The sequence below is a fragment of the Fusobacterium sp. SYSU M8D902 genome, assembly GCF_040199715.1.
Lineage (GTDB): Bacteria > Fusobacteriota > Fusobacteriia > Fusobacteriales > Fusobacteriaceae > Fusobacterium_A.
Genome location: NZ_JBEFNA010000001.1, coordinates 108924 through 128754, shown reverse-complemented (window position 1 = coordinate 128754; position 19831 = coordinate 108924). Strand labels below are relative to the sequence as shown.

At 31.8% G+C, this 19831-nt stretch carries 19 protein-coding genes; 13 read left to right on the top strand and 6 right to left on the bottom strand.

Annotated elements, in window-relative coordinates; all coding sequences use genetic code 11:
• Positions 1-3: 3 nt before the first annotated feature.
• Together ABNK64_RS00585 and ptsP are read right to left on the bottom strand one after the other, a co-directional pair.
• Complete coding sequence (locus ABNK64_RS00585) at positions 4-273, bottom strand: HPr family phosphocarrier protein (RefSeq protein WP_300340649.1); 270 nt, start codon at positions 271-273, stop codon at positions 4-6.
• A gap of 20 nt (positions 274-293) precedes the next feature.
• Positions 294-2027 (bottom strand): phosphoenolpyruvate--protein phosphotransferase, encoded by a 1734-nt coding sequence (gene ptsP / locus ABNK64_RS00580; protein WP_349763137.1) that lies wholly within the window; start codon positions 2025-2027, stop codon positions 294-296.
• Positions 2028-2271: 244 nt separating this feature from the next.
• Between ptsP and ABNK64_RS00575 the strand changes: the two genes are divergently transcribed.
• Positions 2272-4386: a glutamine synthetase III family protein gene (locus tag ABNK64_RS00575; RefSeq protein ID WP_300389243.1), complete on the top strand. Its 2115-nt coding sequence runs from the start codon at positions 2272-2274 to the stop codon at positions 4384-4386.
• Between the two features lie 86 nt (positions 4387-4472).
• On the top strand, positions 4473-5012 hold the full coding sequence (locus tag ABNK64_RS00570; RefSeq protein ID WP_291256416.1) for a helix-turn-helix domain-containing protein: 540 nt from the start codon (positions 4473-4475) through the stop codon (positions 5010-5012).
• 69 nt (positions 5013-5081) lie between these two features.
• Here ABNK64_RS00570 and ABNK64_RS00565 read toward each other — a convergent pair whose 3' ends face one another.
• Together ABNK64_RS00565 and thyA are read right to left on the bottom strand one after the other, a co-directional pair.
• The gene (locus ABNK64_RS00565) at positions 5082-5561 is read right to left on the bottom strand and encodes a dihydrofolate reductase (RefSeq protein WP_349763136.1); all 480 of its coding nucleotides are present in this window, start codon (positions 5559-5561) and stop codon (positions 5082-5084) included.
• Complete coding sequence (gene thyA, locus ABNK64_RS00560; RefSeq protein ID WP_349763135.1) at positions 5561-6385, bottom strand: thymidylate synthase; 825 nt, start codon at positions 6383-6385, stop codon at positions 5561-5563. The genes ABNK64_RS00565 and thyA overlap by 1 nt, the downstream gene beginning before the upstream one ends.
• Before the next feature lie 343 nt (positions 6386-6728).
• Here thyA and adhE point away from each other — a divergent pair, with 343 nt between their 5' ends.
• A complete protein-coding gene (gene adhE / locus ABNK64_RS00555) occupies positions 6729-9383 on the top strand; it encodes a bifunctional acetaldehyde-CoA/alcohol dehydrogenase (RefSeq protein WP_300340640.1) in 2655 nt (884 codons plus the stop codon).
• Positions 9384-9459: 76 nt separating this feature from the next.
• Here the strand turns inward: adhE and ABNK64_RS00550 are convergent, their stop codons facing one another.
• Both ABNK64_RS00550 and ABNK64_RS00545 read right to left on the bottom strand, forming a co-directional pair.
• A complete protein-coding gene (locus tag ABNK64_RS00550) occupies positions 9460-9762 on the bottom strand; it encodes an FMN-binding protein (protein WP_300340637.1) in 303 nt (100 codons plus the stop codon).
• A 23-nt stretch (positions 9763-9785) separates the two neighbouring features.
• Positions 9786-10238: a TSCPD domain-containing protein gene (locus ABNK64_RS00545; protein ID WP_291256411.1), complete on the bottom strand. Its 453-nt coding sequence runs from the start codon at positions 10236-10238 to the stop codon at positions 9786-9788.
• 188 nt (positions 10239-10426) lie between these two features.
• Here ABNK64_RS00545 and obgE point away from each other — a divergent pair, with 188 nt between their 5' ends.
• From obgE to ABNK64_RS00495, 10 genes are all read left to right on the top strand, one after another.
• Entirely contained in the window at positions 10427-11713 is a 1287-nt protein-coding gene (gene obgE, locus ABNK64_RS00540; RefSeq protein ID WP_349763133.1) for a GTPase ObgE, read from the top strand.
• 122 nt (positions 11714-11835) lie between these two features.
• On the top strand, positions 11836-12750 hold the full coding sequence (gene miaA, locus ABNK64_RS00535; protein ID WP_349763132.1) for a tRNA (adenosine(37)-N6)-dimethylallyltransferase MiaA: 915 nt from the start codon (positions 11836-11838) through the stop codon (positions 12748-12750).
• Positions 12751-12813: 63 nt separating this feature from the next.
• Positions 12814-13200 (top strand): hypothetical protein, encoded by a 387-nt coding sequence (locus tag ABNK64_RS00530; RefSeq protein WP_349763131.1) that lies wholly within the window; start codon positions 12814-12816, stop codon positions 13198-13200.
• A gap of 2 nt (positions 13201-13202) precedes the next feature.
• Complete coding sequence (locus ABNK64_RS00525; protein ID WP_291256407.1) at positions 13203-13595, top strand: ATP-binding protein; 393 nt, start codon at positions 13203-13205, stop codon at positions 13593-13595.
• 1 nt (position 13596) lies between these two features.
• Positions 13597-13944 (top strand): STAS domain-containing protein, encoded by a 348-nt coding sequence (locus ABNK64_RS00520; RefSeq protein ID WP_291256406.1) that lies wholly within the window; start codon positions 13597-13599, stop codon positions 13942-13944.
• Positions 13945-13968: 24 nt separating this feature from the next.
• Complete coding sequence (gene rny, locus ABNK64_RS00515) at positions 13969-15534, top strand: ribonuclease Y (RefSeq protein ID WP_291256405.1); 1566 nt, start codon at positions 13969-13971, stop codon at positions 15532-15534.
• 72 nt (positions 15535-15606) lie between these two features.
• Positions 15607-16761: a dTDP-glucose 4,6-dehydratase gene (locus ABNK64_RS00510; RefSeq protein ID WP_349763129.1), complete on the top strand. Its 1155-nt coding sequence runs from the start codon at positions 15607-15609 to the stop codon at positions 16759-16761.
• A gap of 162 nt (positions 16762-16923) precedes the next feature.
• Positions 16924-18258: an alanine/glycine:cation symporter family protein gene (locus ABNK64_RS00505; protein ID WP_300340728.1), complete on the top strand. Its 1335-nt coding sequence runs from the start codon at positions 16924-16926 to the stop codon at positions 18256-18258.
• Between the two features lie 101 nt (positions 18259-18359).
• A complete protein-coding gene (locus tag ABNK64_RS00500; RefSeq protein ID WP_300340624.1) occupies positions 18360-18599 on the top strand; it encodes a hypothetical protein in 240 nt (79 codons plus the stop codon).
• Positions 18600-18613: 14 nt separating this feature from the next.
• Positions 18614-19828 (top strand): M20 family metallo-hydrolase, encoded by a 1215-nt coding sequence (locus ABNK64_RS00495; RefSeq protein WP_349763128.1) that lies wholly within the window; start codon positions 18614-18616, stop codon positions 19826-19828.
• Positions 19829-19831: the final 3 nt, after the last annotated feature.

Sequence of the window (19831 nt, the reverse complement as noted above, 5' to 3'; positions counted from 1 at the left end):
ATTTTAATCCTCGTTAAATTTTTTTACTTCAATAAGATCAACTAGTGCTTCTAGCATCTCATCTTCGTCAGGGCCATCAGCAATAAGCTCAAGTTTTCTACCCTGTTCAGCAGCTAGTAGCATAAGCCCCATTATACTCTTTCCGTTAATCTCTTCATCATCACATTTTACTGTAATATCTGAATCGTACTCTGTAACCAATTGTACAAAAAGAGAAGAGGGTCTTGCATGTAATCCAGCTTTGTTTTTTATTTCAACTATTTTACTTTTCATAATAAAAAAATCTCCTGTACTTAAAAATTAATATGTTTTTTTAGAATATTTTCAACTTCTTCAGCTGAATCACACTCTAAAATAGAATCTCGAATATCTTGAATCTCTTTATAATTAAGATTTCTTATTAAAAATTTAGCGTGTAGAATAGATGTTTCAACCATACTTAAATCTTTAATTCCCATACTCAAAAGAGCTACAATAGCCTTAGATTCACTAGCTAGTTCACCACAGACAGAGATTTTTTTGTTGTATTTATCTGCTGCTTTTTTCAAATGGTAAATAGCACGTAAAACTGCAGGATTATAACCACTATAAAGGTTGTTAACTGTTTCAGATAGCCTGTCAGTAGCTAATATATATTGTGTCAGATCATTTGTTCCAACACTAAAAAAATCTACTTCTTTAGCAAAAGCCTCAGCCATCATGACAACAGATGGAACTTCAACCATAATACCAACTTCAATATTCTCATTAAATGGGATATTTTCATTTTTCAATTCAGACTTAGCTACATTTAAAATACTATTAGCCTCCCTAACTTCCAAAATAGAAGTGATCATAGGGTACATTATTTTTATATTTTTTTCAGCAGATAGTCTTAGAATAGCTCTAAGTTGAGTTTTAAAGATCTCCTTGTTCTCCAATGAAAATCTAATTCCACGTAAACCTAAAAATGGATTGGTTTCATTTTGCATTTGAAAATAGGAAAGTTGTTTATCAGCACCAATATCAAGAGTTCTGATAATAATAGGTTGTTCTTTTGAAAAGTCTTTTAAAACATCTTTATAAATCTTAAATTGTGTATCTTCAGAAGGAAATTTAGATCTGTTCATATAGAGTAATTCAGTTCTTAAAAGTCCAACACCAGACACCTTACTTCTATCAACTTCTTTTAATTTATGGTGGTTACTATCCCCTAGATTTAGATATAAATTTATAGGAACACCATCTTTTGTAACAGAAGGAAGATAACTATTATCTTTAATTGTCTTCAATCTCTCTTTGAATTCTCTTTGTTTAAACTCGTAATTAAGAATATCTTCATTATTAGGGTTGGTAATAACATATCCAGCTTCTTCAGTAGTATCTAAGATAACTGTTTCACTCCAATTGTGGCTAAAGATATCAGCAACACCCATAAGAGTAGGAATTTTAAGAGCTTTTGCTAAAATAGCAACGTGTGAAGTTTCACCACCATACTCCATTATAATCCCCTTGATATGTATGCCATCTCTATGTAATTTTAGTAACTTTGTAGGGTAGATCTCCTTAGTTATTAAAATTTTATTATGAAAGTTTTTATATCCTTCGTTTTCACTTTTAAGAGTATCTAGGAGTCTGTTACAAACATCTTTAATATCCAATCCTCTCTGTCTATATATAGGACTGTCTATATTCTCAAAAAGTTTAATAAATTTTTCTGTAGTTTCAATTATAGCATATTCTGATTTTTTTTGCTTGTTTTGAATACATTTTTTTATATCAGAAATGTATAAAGGATCTCTTAACAGTAGAATATGAGCATCTATCATTGAAAGTTCTTTTTTATCGATTTTTCCATCTAAATCATTTTTTAGAACTACTAGAGATAGCTCAGCTTTTTTTAAGGATTCTTGAAATCTTTGCAATTCAGTTGAAATTTCATCAAAAGAAACAATTTCTTTTTCAGGTTCTAAATAAGTATCTTTCTCTACGTAAATCTCCCCAATAACTATACCTTCGTAAGCACATTTGCCCGATAAAAATTCCATTAAAAAAGCACCCCTTTTAATCCTATATAACTAATTAAAATTATAACTTATTTTGAATTTTTTTTCAATTTTTTTGATAAATAAAAAATATAAATTTATGAGAAAAAAGATGTTGATTATATTATGAACATATGCTAAAATTTCTATTAATAAAATTAAACAGTGTAGTTATAAAAGTTATTCAAAAAGTTAAAAAGCAAAAGAATTGTTATTTAATTTTATAAAAATAAGGAGGATTTTTTTAATGAACACAATGCTAGAAATATTTGGTGTTAATTATTTCTCAGAACTTGAGTTAAAGAGCAGGGTGCCGAGCTCTATATTCAAGAAGTTTAAAGCTGTCCAATTAGGAGATGCTGAGATGTCTTTGGAGGTTGCAGATGTCATAGCTAATGCTGTGAAAAGCTGGGCAACTGAAAAAGGAGCAACACATTTTACTCACTGGTTCCAACCACTTACTGAATTAACTGCTGAAAAGCACGAATCTTTCATTTCTGTCACTTCTGAAGGGACAATTATGTCTCAATTTTCTGGAAAAGATCTAATAAAAGGTGAAGCTGATACATCTTCGTTTCCAAATGGTGGATTAAGATCAACATTTGAAGCACGTGGATATACAGCTTGGGATACAAGTTCTCCTATGTTTATAAAAGGGGAAGGGGTAACAAAATCTCTATATATTCCAACTGCATTTGTAGGATATAATGGAGAAGCCCTTGATAAAAAAGTTCCTCTTTTAAGATCGATAAAATCAGTTGAATCACAAGCTTTAAGAATTCAAAAGTTATTAGGAGATTATGATACAAAACATATAAATGTAACTTTAGGGGTAGAACAAGAGTATTTTTTAGTAGAGAAAGAGTTTTGGGATAGAAGACAGGATTTAGCCTTAGCAGGAAGAACACTATTTGGAAATCTTCCACCAAAAGGGCAGGAGATGAATGACCATTACTATGGAACAATAAAAGAGAGAGTTGAAGTATTTATGTCAGAGCTTGACTCTGAACTTTGGAAATTGGGAGTAATGGCAAAGACAAAACACAATGAAGTAGCACCAAACCAGTTTGAGATAGCACTTATGTTTACAACAGCAAATGTTTCTGTAGATCAGAACCATTTAGCTATGGATACAATAAAAAAAGTGGCAAATAGACATGGATTAGCAGCATTGTTACATGAAAAACCATTCCAAGGTGTAAATGGATCTGGAAAACACTGTAACTGGTCTCTAGCAACAGATACAGGAATAAACTTATTTGATCCAGATAATTTGACTCCTGACAATCTACAATTCCTTTTATATACTATGGCTGTAGTAGAGGGTATTGATAGATATGCAGATGTTTTAAGAGCATGTACAGCAACACCGGGAAATGATCATAGATTAGGTGGACACGAAGCTCCTCCAGCTGTAATCTCTATATTCTTAGGAGAACAGTTACAAGAGTTGTTTGAAAATATAGGAAAAGCTGATTTTATGGAATCTGCAGATACTACAGAGACAATTGATATGGGAGTTAGAATACCTAAAATAGCTAAAGACTTATCAGATAGAAATAGAACATCTCCTTTTGCTTTTACAGGAAATAAATTTGAATTTAGAATGCCTGGATCTAGTGCCTCTGCTTCAACACCTGTATTTATGATAAATACAATTGTAGCAGATATTTTAAAAGAGTATGCAGATGTTTTAGAAAAGACAGATCCAACTAAGAATATAAATAAATATGTAATAAAATTGATAAAAGAGAGATATAATCTTCATAAGAGAATAATATTCAATGGAAATGGGTATGAAAACTCTTGGATAGTGAAGGCTCAAGAATTGGGACTATCAAATTTAAAGAATACAGTAGAGGGTATTCCAGTATACATTAGAGAAGAGACTGTGGAACTTTTTGAAAGAAATGGAGTACTTTCAAGAAATGAATTGTATTCAAGATTTAAAGTATACAGTGACAGATATAATAAACAGACAAATATAGAGATTTCAACAGCTATAAGAATGGCAAGAAATGAGATATACCCTTGTATCATAAAGTATATAACTAATATTTCTCAGATGATTAATAGTGTTAGAGAGGCTCTTCAAGAGGAGGATTTTATTCAGTTTGATAAGGAACACTTGATAAAAGTAATTGGATTTAAGAATCAGTTAAAAAATACAATAACAGAGCTAAATGAAGGATTGAAAAAAGCTATGAGCATAGCTGATGAGTATGAGAGAGCTTGTTATTATCATTCAACACTTGTTCCTGTACTGAATGAGATGAGAGTAGTTGTAGATGCATTAGAGCTATTGGTAGACAAAACTGTATGGCCTATTCCTACATATTATGATCTATTGTTTAGATTATAGTAGAATTTTCCATTTTTATGGTTCCAATTGATTTTTAGCGATAAATAGAATATACTATATATACTGAGGATTGAGGGAGATAAAAAATGGAGATAGGAAAAAAAATAAAAAGATTAAGACAGGAAAAATATTTAACTCAAGATGAACTAGCAAGTCGTTGTGAGCTATCAAAAGGTTTTATATCACAGGTGGAAAGAGATTTGACGTCACCATCTATAACTAATCTTGCAGATATTTTAGAGGGATTGGGAACTAATTTGAGAGAGTTTTTTAGTGATGATACAGATGAAAAAATTGTCTTTAATTTAGATGATGCTTTTGAAGTGAGTGATCCCAAATTAAAGTATAAGGTGGAATGGATAATTCCGAATGCTCAAAAAAATCAGATGGAACCAATTTTATTGACACTGGAAGAGGGTGGAAGATATAAAGAGGAGATTGCTCATGATGGACAGGAGTTTGGCTATGTATTAGAAGGTGAAGTAAATATTCATCTTGGAGATAAAATATTTAAAGCTAAAAAAGGTGAATCTTTTTACTATAACTCTGGAAAGAACCATTATATTTCAAATTGTGCAAAGGGAGTAGCACAAATTCTGTGGGTATCTACTCCACCATCATTTTAAAAATAATAGAAATAAAAAAGGTGTGAAACAATTATTGTCTCGCACCTTTTTATATTGTTAATAATAATATTATTTTTTATATGTACAAGCTGTAAAATCACTATATTCAACAGAGTTTACAAGTTTATATCCATACTTTTCAACATCTGGAAAAAATAGTGGAGTTTTAGCTTTTTTAACCTCAATATGAGGTTTTAATTTTGAAATATAGATATTATCTAATGGGTAGTTCTTTATATATGATTCATATACCATAGCTCCACCACAGATAAAAATACTCTTACCTGTGCCTTCGTATTTTTTAACTATTTCATCAAAATTATCCTTTGAAGAGATAACGATAACCTCTCTATTTTTTTTCATAAGTTCAAGTGGAACACATTTAGCTGTATTTTTTCCAAAAACTACTACATTTCCAATAGTTTTTTCTTTGTAGTAAGTTAGCTCCTCTTTAGAGTGCCAAAGTAATCCATTTCCTTCAGGAGTCTTATCACCAATTAGATTATTTTCAGCAACACAAACAATCATATTAACTTCAGTTTTTTTCATTAGATAGCCACCTCATAAGAAATTTTATCACCATGGTTATAGTTTTCAATAACAACATCATCAGGTTTAAAATCATAGATAGATGTAAAGTTTTCAATCTTTAGAGTTGCCCCTTGAAACTCCTCTTTCTTAATCTGATCTAAAAGCATTGGCATATGTCTATCATAAATATGTACATTATGAATATTCCAGATGATATCTGCAGGTTCGAGTCCGCATTCCATTGCTACTAATTTATGTAAAACAGAGTATTGGAATACATTGGCAACTAATCCAAGAGCAACATCACAACTTCTCTGTCTAACTTCTAAGTAGAGTTTATTTCCGATAACACTCCATTGAGTAAGGTGTACACAAGGAGTTAATGCCATTTGATCCAGTTCCTCTGGGATCCAAATCTCTGTCATAATTCTTCTACTGTTAGGATTTTTTTTGATCTCATTGATGATATAATCCAACTGACTTTTATAGCCAAAAGTTTTCTTGGCAACCTGATAACCATAGGCTTTTCCAATTGTACCATCTTCCATTTTCCATTCATCCCAAAATTTACATTTTAGCTTGTTTAACTCTTCAACACTATTTGATTGCATAATCCAAATCCAATATAACTCTCTGATTGGAGCCTTGTTAGGTGCGAATCTAGTTGTAATAAGATGGGCTTCATCAGTGGAATTATCCAATCTAAATTGATAACCAATATAACTTTTATAGTGAGCTGGAGTTCCATCAGCATATTTTGTTCTCACATTACCAGAACTCCAAATTCCATCTCTATCTATAGTTTCAACTATATCTCTATATACTTTATCAAATTTTGACACTGTCTTCCTCCTTAAGATATTTTTTATATTGTATTTATTATAACTTAATAAGCAAATAGTTACTAGAATTTTTTTAAAAAATGGGGGATAAAATTCTCTTGAAAACTATCAGATTAAAATTTGTTCGACAAAATTTTAATTTTTTTTATAAATATAAAACTACATCAAAATAATGGTTTTAAAGGTATAAAAAAACAAAAAACTCAATAATACGATTAAAAAATAAACTTGATTTTGAATAAAAAAAGTGCAATTTCATTTTTTTGAAAAAAGTTTCTTGTAATTTATATTTAAATATTGTAAAGTAGAAGACAACAAGAAGATATAGGTATGGAGGAAATAAATGGCAGAGAAAAAAGTTATTGATACACAAGTTGAGTTAACAAATGAGCAAGTAGACATTCATGTAGATGAGCTTGTAACAAAAGCATTAAAAGCTTTAAGTGAGTTTGAAGGATTTACTCAAGAGCAAGTAGATCACATAGTAGCAAAATGTTCAGTAGCTGGGTTAGATGCACATGGAATATTAGCAGAAGCAGCTGTAAAAGAAACAGGAAGAGGAGTTTTTGAGGATAAGGCTGTAAAAAACCTTTTTGCTTGTGAATATGTAACAAGTAACTTACGTCATTTAAAGACAGTTGGAGTAATAAATGAAGATAAACTTACAGGAATAACAGAGATAGCTGAGCCTGTAGGAGTAGTTTGTGGAATAGTTCCAACAACAAACCCAACATCAACTGTAATTTTTAAATCATTAATATCATTAAAAACAAGAAATCCAATAATATTTTCATTTCACCCATCAGCACACGAGTGTTCAGCAATGGCAGCAAAAATAATAAGAGATGCAGCTGTAAAAGCTGGAGCACCAGAAAACTGTATACAATGGCTAGAGATGAAATCTATGTATGCAACAGAAGCTTTGATGAAACATGATGGAGTTGCAACAATACTAGCAACAGGTGGAAATGCAATGGTAAAAGCAGCTTACTCTTGTGGAAAACCAGCATTGGGAGTTGGAGCAGGAAACGTACCAGCATATGTTGAAAAATCATGTGTTTTAAAGAGAGCTGTAAATGATATTATACTTTCAAAATCTTTTGACAATGGTATGATTTGTGCTTCAGAACAAGCAGCTATTGTTGATCATGAAATATATAAAGAGTTTATAGATGAGATGAAGCGTTTTAAAGTATACTTTGTAAATGCTGAAGAAAAGATAAAATTAGAGAAGTTTATGTTTGGAGCAGCTGCTTATTCAGAAGAGGCAAGTGGAGCAAAATTAAACTCAGAGGTAGTAGGAAAACCAGCTACATGGATAGCAGAACAAGCAGGATTTAAAGTGCCAAAAGATACTCAAATAATTTGTGCAGAGTGTAAAGAGGTAGGAGTTAATGAGCCTTTAACTAGAGAGAAACTATCTCCAGTATTAGCAGTATTAAAAGCAAGTAGTACTGAAGATGGAATTGATAAAGCAGCAGCAATGGTAGAGTTTAATGGTTTAGGACACTCAGCAGCTATTCACACACAAGATTCAGAGATCTCTAAAAGATTTGGATTTAAATGTAAAGCTATAAGAATAATAGAGAATGCACCATCAACATTTGGAGGAGTAGGATCTGTATACAACGCATTTATTCCATCATTAACATTAGGTTGCGGATCTTATGGACGTAACTCAGTTTCTAATAACGTAAGTGCATTAAACTTATTAAATATCAAAAGAATAGGGAGACGTAATAATAATATGCAATGGGTTAAACTTCCACCAAAAATTTACTTTGAGAAAAACTCAATAAAATATCTTCAAGATATGAAGGATATGAAAAAAGTTATGATAATAACTGATAGAGGAATGTATAATTTAGGATACGTTAAAAAGATTGAAGATGTATTAGTAGGAAGAAGAGATAATGTAGATATAGAGCTATTCTTTGATGTTGAGTCAGATCCAAGCTTTGATATAGTAGAAAAAGGATTGGAATTAATGAATAACTTTAAACCAGATACAATTATTGCTTTAGGTGGAGGATCACCAATGGATGCTGCTAAAGTAATGTGGTTACTATATGAAAATCCAGAAGTAAACTTTGATGATATAAAACAAAAATTTATGGATATAAGAAAACGTGCATTCAGATTCCCAGAATTAGGAAAAAAAGCTAAGTTAGTTTGTATTCCTACAACTTCAGGAACTGGATCAGAAGTAACTCCATTTGCTGTAATAACAGATACTAAAGAGAATAAAAAATATCCATTAACAGATTATTCATTAACACCAACAGTTGCTATAGTAGATCCAGAGTTAGTAATGAGTTTACCAGCTAGTATAGCAGCAGATACAGGAATAGACGTATTAACTCACGCAGTTGAAGCATATGTTTCTATATTAGCATCTGATTTTACAGATGGATGGGCAAAACAAGCAGTTAAATTGGTATTTGATTACTTAGAGGCATCAGTAAAAGAGGGAGCAAAACATCCATGTGCTAGAGAGAAGATGCATAATGCTTCTACAATAGCAGGAATGGCTTTTGCTAATGCGTTCTTAGGAATGAACCACTCACTTGCTCATAAAATAGGTGGAGAGTTCCATATACCTCATGGACGTACAAATGGAATCTTATTACCACATGTAATCAGATACAATGGTACTATACCTACAAAATTAAATATCTGGCCTAAAATTGAGAACTATAAAGCAGATGTAAAATATATGGAATTAGCTCAATTAATAGGATTAAATCCTAGAACTCCAGCTGAAGGGGTACAGATGTTTGCTGATGCTTGTGAAGAGTTATGTAAAAAAGTAGGAGTAGTAAGTAATATCAAATCTCAAGGAATATCAAAAGAGGCTTGGGATGAGGCAATCCACAGAATGGCTATGAATGCTTATGAGGATCAATGTACACCTGCTAACCCTAGAATGCCAATGGTACACGATATGGAAGAGATATTGAGAACTATTTGGGATTATGAGAGCAAATTTGATAAATAATAGAATTTTATAAAATAAGAAGAGAGGCTGTATTTTCTGACAGCCTCTCTTAAATTATATGGGTTTCAAGTGATTACTATTTTTTTAGAGCATCAGCTACAGCTTCTTTGAACCCTTCAGAAGTATAAGTAGCACCAGCTACATTATCAACTTCTACAGATTGTTTAGCTATGATCTCTGCAGTAAGTTTTTCAATAGCAGGTTCAGCAATTCTCTTAGTTTCCTCCATTTTAATAACTTTTATAGCAACGATTTTATCTCCTTCTGTTTCAACAGAAACAGTGATATCATCTTTGTATCCTAAACCAGTTCCCTCTTTAGTAGCTGCAACAGCAGTTATTGTAAATATAGCCATAAGGCTTAGTAATAGTTTTTTCATGAATCCTCCTAGATTAAAGTGTATTAAGAAAATGAAGCTTGACAAAGTCCACAACCACTACAAACATGTCCAGAGAATGCAACTTTGAGTTTAGCTGCCCTTTGAGCTTTTCTAATCTCAATCATAGGTCCCTCTCCCTCTCCAGTAACATGTTTTTTTAGCATTTCAACAAGGTTATCCATACAAGAAGTATAACCTGCAAGTGGAGCTCCTGAACAATAGTTGTCATCTAGTAATTCTATAACTTTTGTAACTTCCATTCCTGGTAAAAGTTTTCCAATGGCAGCAAGGTTACCTGGACACCCTTTTACTGCAGAGAAAGACTCGATCTTACCATCTTTTACAGATACGGTCATCTCAGTAGAGCAGACACCATAAGTTTTTTCGGTAAAAGTAACATCTTTGTTAATTACCTTAGAAGCCATAGCATTTTGTGCTAATAAAATAGAAGCAAGGATAACAACAGTTTTTTTCATAAAATTCACCTTCCTAAAACAGTATTTTATGTATTTATAACAACAATATATAACATATTATATACATTTTTTAATAGAAATTCAATATTTTTATTAAAATGAATAATAATATTTTAATAAATGTTGAAAAAAATTAGATTATAAGGTAAAATATATTGATAATATTAAATAGTATAGGAGAGTATTGAATGTTTATAGATGAAGTTGTGATAACTGTCAAGGCAGGAAATGGTGGAGATGGTTCAGCTGCGTTTAGAAGAGAGAAATTTGTTCAGTTCGGTGGTCCAGATGGTGGAGATGGAGGAAATGGAGGAAGTGTAATCTTTGTAGCTGATCCTAATATAAATACACTTATAGATTTTAAATTTAAAAAATTATTTAAAGCTCAAAATGGAGAAAATGGGCAGAAAAAACAGATGTATGGAAAAACAGGAGCGGATTTAGTAATTAAAGTCCCTGTTGGAACACAGGTAAGAGATGTTGAAACTGGAAAACTTTTACTTGATTTAAATGTAGTGGGAGAGAAGAGAATACTACTTAGAGGTGGAAAGGGTGGATTAGGAAATGTTCACTTTAAATCTTCAGTTAGAAAAACTCCTAAAATAGCAGGAAAAGGTAGAGAAGGAGCAGAGATAAAAGTAAAATTAGAGTTAAAACTTATAGCTGATGTAGCACTGGTAGGTTATCCATCAGTTGGAAAATCAAGTTTTATAAATAAAGTTTCTGCAGCAAACTCAAAGGTAGGAAGTTACCACTTTACAACATTAGAGCCAAAATTGGGAGTTGTAAGATTGGAAGAGGGAAAATCTTTCGTAATAGCTGATATACCAGGACTTATTGAAGGAGCACATGAAGGGGTAGGTCTAGGAGATAAATTCTTAAGACATATTGAGAGATGTAAAATGATCTATCATTTAGTAGATGTGGCTGAGATAGAGGGAAGAGATGCCATAGAAGACTATGAAAAGATCAATACTGAGCTTAGAAAGTTCAGTGAAAAATTAGCTAACAAAAAGCAGATAGTTTTAGCTAATAAGATGGATCTTTTATGGGATATGGAAAAATATGATAAATTTAAAGCATATGTTGAAGCTCAAGGGAATGAAGTTTATCCTGTATCTGTAATTTTAAATGAAGGGATAAAAGAGGTATTGTATAAGAGCTGGAATATGTTAGAAGAGATAGACAGAGAGCCATTGGAAGATGAAGCTGATATAGATGAAGTTTTAAGAGAGATCAAGGGAGATAAGGAAGCTTTCATTATCACTCAAGATGAAGAGGGAACATATGTAGTAGAAGGAAGAGTATTAGATGGAGTTCTAGCTAAATATGTTATCACTATGGATGATGAGTCAATAGTAAACTTCTTACATATGATGAGATCTTTAGGAATGGAAGAAGCAATGAGAGAAGCTGGAATTCAAGATGGAGATACTGTAAGAATAGCAGATGTAGAGTTTGAGTACGTAGAGTAATATTCTTAATAATAAATAAGAGAGAAAGTTTTTAAGAGGAAGATATTATCTTAGAGATTGAACTGTATATGTTCATATTTGATAATTTTTCCTCTTTTTTACTAAGATTACTGGGAGGAAAAATGAAAAAGGGAGTAGTGATAGCAGGTCCTACAGGAGTAGGTAAAACTGCACTATCTATAAAGTTGGCTAAAATTTTAAATGCAGATATTATTTCAGCTGATTCAGCTCAAGTATATAAAGGAATGGATATTGGAACAGCTAAAATAACAACTGAAGAGATGGAAGGTGTAAAGCACTATTTGTTGGATATACTGGAGCCTGTAAAAAAATATAGTGTTGGAGACTTTCAAAAAGATGTGGATAAGATACTAAAACAGAAAGAGATAGAGGATAAAGTTGTAATATTAACAGGAGGTACTGGCTTATATATCAACTCTATAACTGAAGGGTTATCAGAACTACCGGCTTCGGATATGAAGATGAGAGAGGAGTTTATGAAGATTTCTTCTGAAGAGCTATATGAAGAGTTGAAACTTGTAGATCCAGAGGGAGCAGAGGAGATACACCCGAATAATAAGAAAAGAGTTGAAAGAGCTTTAGAAGTATATAGATTAACTGGAGAAAAATTTTCTAAACTATCTAAAAAAAATATAAAAAATAATAATTATAGTTTTTTAAAAATTGCTTTAGAAAGAGGGAGAGAGAACCTCTATGAAAGAATAAACTTGAGAGTAGATATGATGGTAGAGGCTGGATTGGAGCAGGAAGTTAAGAGACTATATGACATCTATGGAGATGTTTTGAGAAAGATCAATATAATAGGTTACTCAGAGTTTATAGATTACTTCAATGGAAGGTTAACCTATGAAGAAGCTGTAAATATGATAAAGCAAAACTCTAGAAGATATGCAAAAAGACAGTTTACTTGGTTTAAAAATGATCACACATATATTTGGTATAATTTAGAAGAGTTATCAGAAGATGAGATTATAGAGGATGTACTAAAAAAATTAAATAGTAAAATGGACAATTAAATTCTTGATAAAAATATATGGATATGGTATTATTTATAGTGATAAGGAATGGTGTATATTATAATGAGAAGAATTTTTATTTTTATTATTTCTGTTGTTTTTTTTACAGGATGTTCTAATATAGTAAGCAAAAAAGAATTTACAATGGAAGAAAAAAGAGAGCTTGTAGTCTTAGTTGAACAGATAAGAGATGAACTAAAAATGGGCGAAACAAAACTTCTAGAAGAGACGCTTGTCCCTAGTATTAGAAATAATTTTGTAAAAGATGAGATAGAGAGTATTGACTTTTCAAAGATTAATATATTGAGTTCAAAGCCTGTTTTTTTAGGAGATAAGGCACAAAATATAATAGGGATTATTTTTCAGAATAATACTCTATACTATAGTGTGGATTACTCTTTAAAAAGTGATGGGTGGAAAATAAGTAAAATTAAAGAAAGAAGGGAATAGGAATGAAACCAAATGAAGTGAAGATCACAGTTCCTTCTTCTTTAGAAAATTTATCTTTAATAAGAGCTATGGTAAAAACATATCTAGAACTACATCAAGTGAGCCAAAAAGATGTGTTTCAACTTTTATCAGTGGTAGATGAACTTTCAACAAATGTAGTTGAACACGGATATGAGTATAAGCCTGGAGATATCATTTTAGAAATTCAAAAATCAAACGATATTATTCGTTTAATTGTAGAAGATAATGGTGTGGGGTTTGATGAAGAGAAATTGAGTAAAGAAGAGGGTGGAATGGGTCTTTTTATAGCAAGAGCCATTGCAGATGACTTTAGAATCGAAAAGAAATTAAATGGAACATTGTTTAGAGTAGAAAAAAAAGTTAAGGAGGCATAAAATGATGAGCAATTTTGAAATACTTGAAAAAAATGTTGGGGAAATTAAAGAGTTAAAAGTGATAGGAGAGTTAGATGCTTTAGTAGCACCTAAGTTAAAAGAGAGAATAACAAAATTAGTAGAAGCTGATTCTACAAAATTTATAATTGATTTTGAGGAAGTTACTCATATCAACAGCTTGGCTATGGGGATTTTAAGAGGAAAGTTAAAAGTTGTTAAAGAGATGGGTGGAGATATAAAGCTTATCAAATTAAATGAACATATAAAAACAATATTTGAGATGATAGGATTAGATGAGATATTTGAAATATATGAAACAGAAGATGAGGCAATAGCAAGTTTTAAATAATAGATAAGTAGGAAGGAAATAATTATGAATACAGTTTTAGGAATAGGTTTGATAATAATCGGACTAGGAATAGTATTTGCTATTCTTTATAAAAAGTCTGTTATAGATAAAAAGATAAATGAGTTAAATGACTTAGAAGATGAAGTAGCAAAATCAAAGATAAAGGCTCAAGAAATAGTTGAAAATGCAGAGAAAAATGCACACGCAAGAGGAAAAGAGATCGAGTTAAAGGCAAAAGAACACGCATACTCAATAAAAGAGGAAGCTGAAAAAGAGATAAAAAATGCTAAAAATGAGCTTTTACAAAAAGAAGCTAGACTTACTAAAAAAGAGGAAACTTTAGATAATAAGATTGAGAAGTTAGAGTTAAAAAGTCAAGAGTTAGAGAGAACTACAGAGGAATTAGAAGCTAAAAAAGATGAGATAGAAGCTATAAAATTAAAACAAGAAGATGAATTAGAGAGAATCTCTGGATTATCTAAAGTAGAGGCAAAAGAGATTTTAATCTCTAAGTTAAGAGATGATCTAACTCATGAAACAGCTGTAGCAATTAGAGAGTTTGAAAATAAGCTTGAAGATGAAAAGGATAGAATTTCAAGAAGAATTTTATCAACTGCTATTGGTAAAGCTTCTGCTGAGTATGTAGTAGATGCTACAGTGTCAGTTGTAAACCTACCTAATGATGAGATGAAAGGAAGAATCATAGGTAGAGAGGGAAGAAATATTAGAGCTATTGAGGCTTTAACAGGTGTAGATATAATAATAGATGATACTCCAGAAGCAGTTGTATTATCTAGTTTTGATGGAGTAAAAAGAGAGATAGCTAGACTTGCTATTGAAAAATTAATTACTGATGGTAGAATACACCCAGGAAAAATTGAAGAGGTAGTTAATAAAGCAAGAAAAGAGATTGACAAAGAGATAGTAGATGCTGGAGAGGGAGCTATGATAGAGCTTGGAATTCCTGGAATGCATCCTGAAATTATAAAAACTTTAGGAAGATTAAAGTTTAGAACAAGTTATGGACAAAATGTACTTACTCACTCAATTGAAGTTGCAAAACTTTCAGCTAACTTAGCAGCAGAGATAGGTGCAGATACAGAGCTAGCAAAAAGAGCTGGATTATTACACGACGTAGGAAAAGTATTAGAAAGTGATATAGAGTCTTCTCATGCACTTATTGGTGGAGAGTTCTTAAAGAAATTCGGAGAGAAGCCAGAGGTTATAAATGCAGTTATGGCTCACCATAATGAAGTTGAGTTTGAAACTGTTGAAGCAATAATTGTTCAAGCAGCAGATGCTGTTTCAGCTTCAAGACCAGGAGCTAGAAGAGAGACATTGACAGCTTACTTGAAGAGATTAGAGAGTCTTGAGGAGATTGCAAATTCATTCTCAGGAGTGGAGTCATCTTTTGCAATTCAAGCAGGTAGAGAGCTTAGAATAATAGTAAATCCTGAAGCTATGTCAGATGATGAGGCTACAAAAATGGCTAGAGATGTGGCTAAGAAAATAGAGGATTCAATGCAATATCCTGGACAAATAAAAGTAACTATAGTTAGAGAAACAAGAGCTGTAGATTACGCTAAATAAGAGAGTGGATTCCCTAGTATATAACTAATTATATATTGGGGAATTTTTTATAAAATTGAGAAGGAGAGTTATATGAAAACATATTTAGTCACAGGAGCAGCTGGTTTTATAGGGGTAAATTTTGTAAAATATATGCTGGAAAAGTATGGGGATACAGCTGAGATAATTGTTTTAGATAAGTTGACTTATGCTGGAAATAAAGAGAGTTTGAGAGACGAGATAGAGAGTGGAAAGATAGGGTTTGTAAGAGGAGATATTGGGAATAAAGAGCTAGTAGAGAGTATTTTTTCAAGATATGACATAGATTATGTTGTAAACTTTGCAGCAGAATCTCATGTGGATAGAAGTATATTAGGACCTAGAGTGTTTTTAGAAACTAATATATTAGGGACTCAAAACCTTTTAGAAGTAGCAAAAGATAGTTGGTCAATAGGAAAAGATGAAAATGGTTATCCTATTTATAAAGAGGGGAAAAAATATATTCAAATCTCTACAGATGAAGTGTATGGATCTCTAGTGAAGGATTATTCAGATGCAAGAGAACTACATTTAGAAAAGAGTGTAAAAAATGTAGTTGAAGGAAGAAAAAATTTAAAAACTTATGGTGAGAGATTTTTTACAGAGGAGACACCGTTAGATCCTAGATCTCCATACTCATCTTCAAAAGCATCTGGAGATATGATAGTAAAAGCCTATGCAGAAACATATAAATTACCAATGAATATAACAAGATGTTCAAATAACTATGGTCCATATCAATTTCCAGAAAAATTAATACCTTTGATAATAAAAAATATATTAGAAGGAAAGAAATTACCAGTCTATGGAGATGGAAGTAATGTTAGAGATTGGTTGTATGTAAGAGATCACAATAAGGCAGTGGATATGGTGATAAATGCTGGAAAATTGGGAGAGATATACAATATTGGTGGTTTTAATGAGGAAAAAAATATAAATATAGTAAAATTGACAATTGATACTATAAAGAGATTGATGAAAGAGGAGCCTGAGTATAGGAAGATATTAAAAACAGATATTGAGAATATAAATTATGATTTGATAACCTATGTTCAAGATAGATTGGGACATGATGCTAGATATGCAATAGATCCAACTAAAATAGCTGTGGAACTAGGTTGGTATCCAGAGACTCCTTTTGACAAAGGAATAGAGTTGACAATAAGATGGTATTTAGATAATCAAGAGTGGGTTGAGAACCTGAAATAGATACGAACAAAAAAAGAGGACTATTTATAGTAGTTCTCTTTTTTTATGGCTAAATATATAGAAAATAACGAACAAAAAATAAAAAAAATTGAAGGTATTATTTTAGGGAAGAGAGTGATAGAATATATAAAACAAGAAACAAAGGGCGAAGGAGAAAAGGTTATGAGAGAAGTAATTAATTTAGTCAATGATCTATTGTGGGGAAAGAATATCTTGGTTGTTATGCTGATAGGAGCAGCTATATATCTAAGTATAAAAACAAATTTTATGCAATTTAGATTGTTTGGAGATATAGTAAAGATACTAGGAAAGAGAGAGGAGAATGGAGAGGGAGTAAGCTCTTTAGAAGCGTTTTTCTTGGGAACAGCTTGTAGAGTTGGAGCTGGAAATATAACAGGTGTGGTGGCAGCTATAGCTGTTGGTGGACCAGGAGCTATATTCTGGATGTGGTTAGTGGCTCTTTTAGGAGCAGCAACATCTTTTATAGAGTCAACTTTAGCAGTTATGTATAGAGAGAAAGTTGGAAATAAAGAGTATAGAGGAGGAACTCCTTGGATAATAGAGAAACGTTTAAATAAGAGATGGTTGGGAATAATATATGCTATTGCATCATTAATTTGCTATGTGGGAGTTATTCAAGTTATGTCGAACTCTGTGACACAATCAATAAATAATGCTTATGGTTATGGAGTGAAAGAGATTGCAATAGTTTTAGCAATAATAGTTGGAGTGATTGTATTTTTCAGAGGGAAAAAAGATACTATTATAGTGGCTTTAAATAAGATTGTACCAGTGATGGCTATCCTATATTTAGTATTAGTGGCTTATGTAGTGGTAACAAATCTCACAGCTATCCCAAGTATGTTGGAGACTATAGTAAAACAAGCTTTTGGAATAAAAGAGGTAGCAGGTGGAGGAATAGGAATAGTTATAATGCAGGGAGTAAGAAGAGGGCTATTTTCTAATGAGGCAGGAAGTGGAGATTCTAACTATGCAGCAGCTGTTGTTGATATTGATGAACCAGCTAAGCAAGGTATGGTTCAGGCTCTAGGAGTGTTCGTAGATACACTTATAGTTTGTAGTGCAACTGCGTTTATAATATTACTTGCAGATCCAGAAGTGGTAGAAGCAGGAAAGAAAATTGGGGAGATGGCGATGTTCCAAGAAGCAATAAAGAGCCATATAGGATGGATAGGAATTCCTTTCACAATAGTTGTATTATTCTTCTTCTCATTAAGTACAATATTAGCTGTAACATTCTATGGTAAGAATGCTATAAATTTCATAATGGAATCTAAAGAGATGAGATATCTATACCATATAGTTGTGGTATTGATGGTATATGTTGGAGGAATAGAGCAGAATCTTTTCGTTTGGTCATTAGCAGATTTTGGATTGGGAATAATGACTGTAATAAATATAATATGTATATTGCCAATTGCTAAGGAGGCTATTGAAGAACTAAAGAAATACGAGTTGAAATTAAAGAAAAAATAGAAAAAAATACCCTTTTAACGAAGGGTATTTTTTAATAAAGTTGACTATTTTGATAAAGAATTATATAATATGAGTATATTATATAATTAAGAGGTGTAAAAATGGAAAAATTAAATAAAATAGAGTTAGAAAAAATATTATTAGAGATGAAAGAGAATGGAAAATATAAGGAGTTTCATGATATGATATTAGATGATTATGAGGAGCATCAAATTGTATACAAATTAGAGCCAGATGAGATGGCAGCTCTTGCATATAAAAATGGAACAATCCCTTTTAAGATGAAAGAGTTTTATGATTGGCATGAAATGAATCTACTTGTAGAAGAGGATTTGGAATAAATGTGAGGTGAAGAATGGAGAATTTAGAGTGTTTGGAAAAGTGGTTTAAAGCTTTTTATTCCATAGGTGCAGATGAAAGTGGAGGTGTAACTAGACTAGGTTATACTAAAAATGAAGATGTTATGCACGGGGCTATTAGAAATATAGCTAGAGAGTTGGGACTGAAATATTCCAGTGATGAGGTAGGAAATACATATATCTACGAGGAGAATTGGTCTGAGTATTATTTAATGGGATCTCATTTGGACTCTGTTATAAATGGTGGAAGATATGATGGTGTAGTTGGAGTAGTAGCTGGATTATTGGTTTTAAAATGGATAAAAGAGAATAATTTAAATATTCCATTGAAGGTAGCAGCCTTTAGATGCGAGGAATCTAGTGCTTTTGGAATAGCAACTGTAGGAAGTGGCTTGATAACTAAGAAGATAGATGTTGAAAAACTGAAAGCTGTAAGAAATGTAGAGGGGATCTCTCTATATGAGATGTTAAAATTTAGAGGGTATAATCCAGAGTGTGAAAAAATATCAGGAATAAAAAAATATTTTGAGGTTCATATAGAGCAAGGTCGTATTTTAGAGAATAACGATTTAAAAATTGGAATAGTTGATGCTATAGCCAATGCTACGAGATATTGGTTGACAATAGAGGGAAGGCAAGATCATTCGGGAGCAGCACCTATGGGAATGAGAAAAGATGCACTTTGTGCAGGAGCAGAGATAGTGTGTGAACTAGAGAAATTAGCTCTAGTAGAAAAAGAGAATAAGAGTGTAGCAACAGTTGGATTTTTGCAAAATTCTCCAAATGCTTTTAATGTAGTACCTGGAAGGGTAAAACTTGGAATAGATATTAGAGGAGTGGATTGGGAGAGTATCCAAAGAATTGATAGGTCTATTGAAAAGATAATAGAGGATATTTGTAGTAGAAGAGAGTTAGAGTATAAGTTGGAGTCGGTTTCAAAGGGCAAACCAGTAATACTGGATAAGGAGTTGTTATTGGATTTGGAGAATACTGCTAGAGAGTTAAATATAGATTATATGGTAATGAATAGTGGAGCAGGACATGATGCTATGAAGTTTTGGGATATTGCTCCTACAGGAATGGTATTCATACCTTGTAAAGAGGGAATAAGCCATAATATTGCTGAAGATATTGATGTTGAAGATATAATACTTGGAAGTAAAATAATATATGAATACTTAAAAAAACTATTGACAGTTGCGAGTAAATGATTT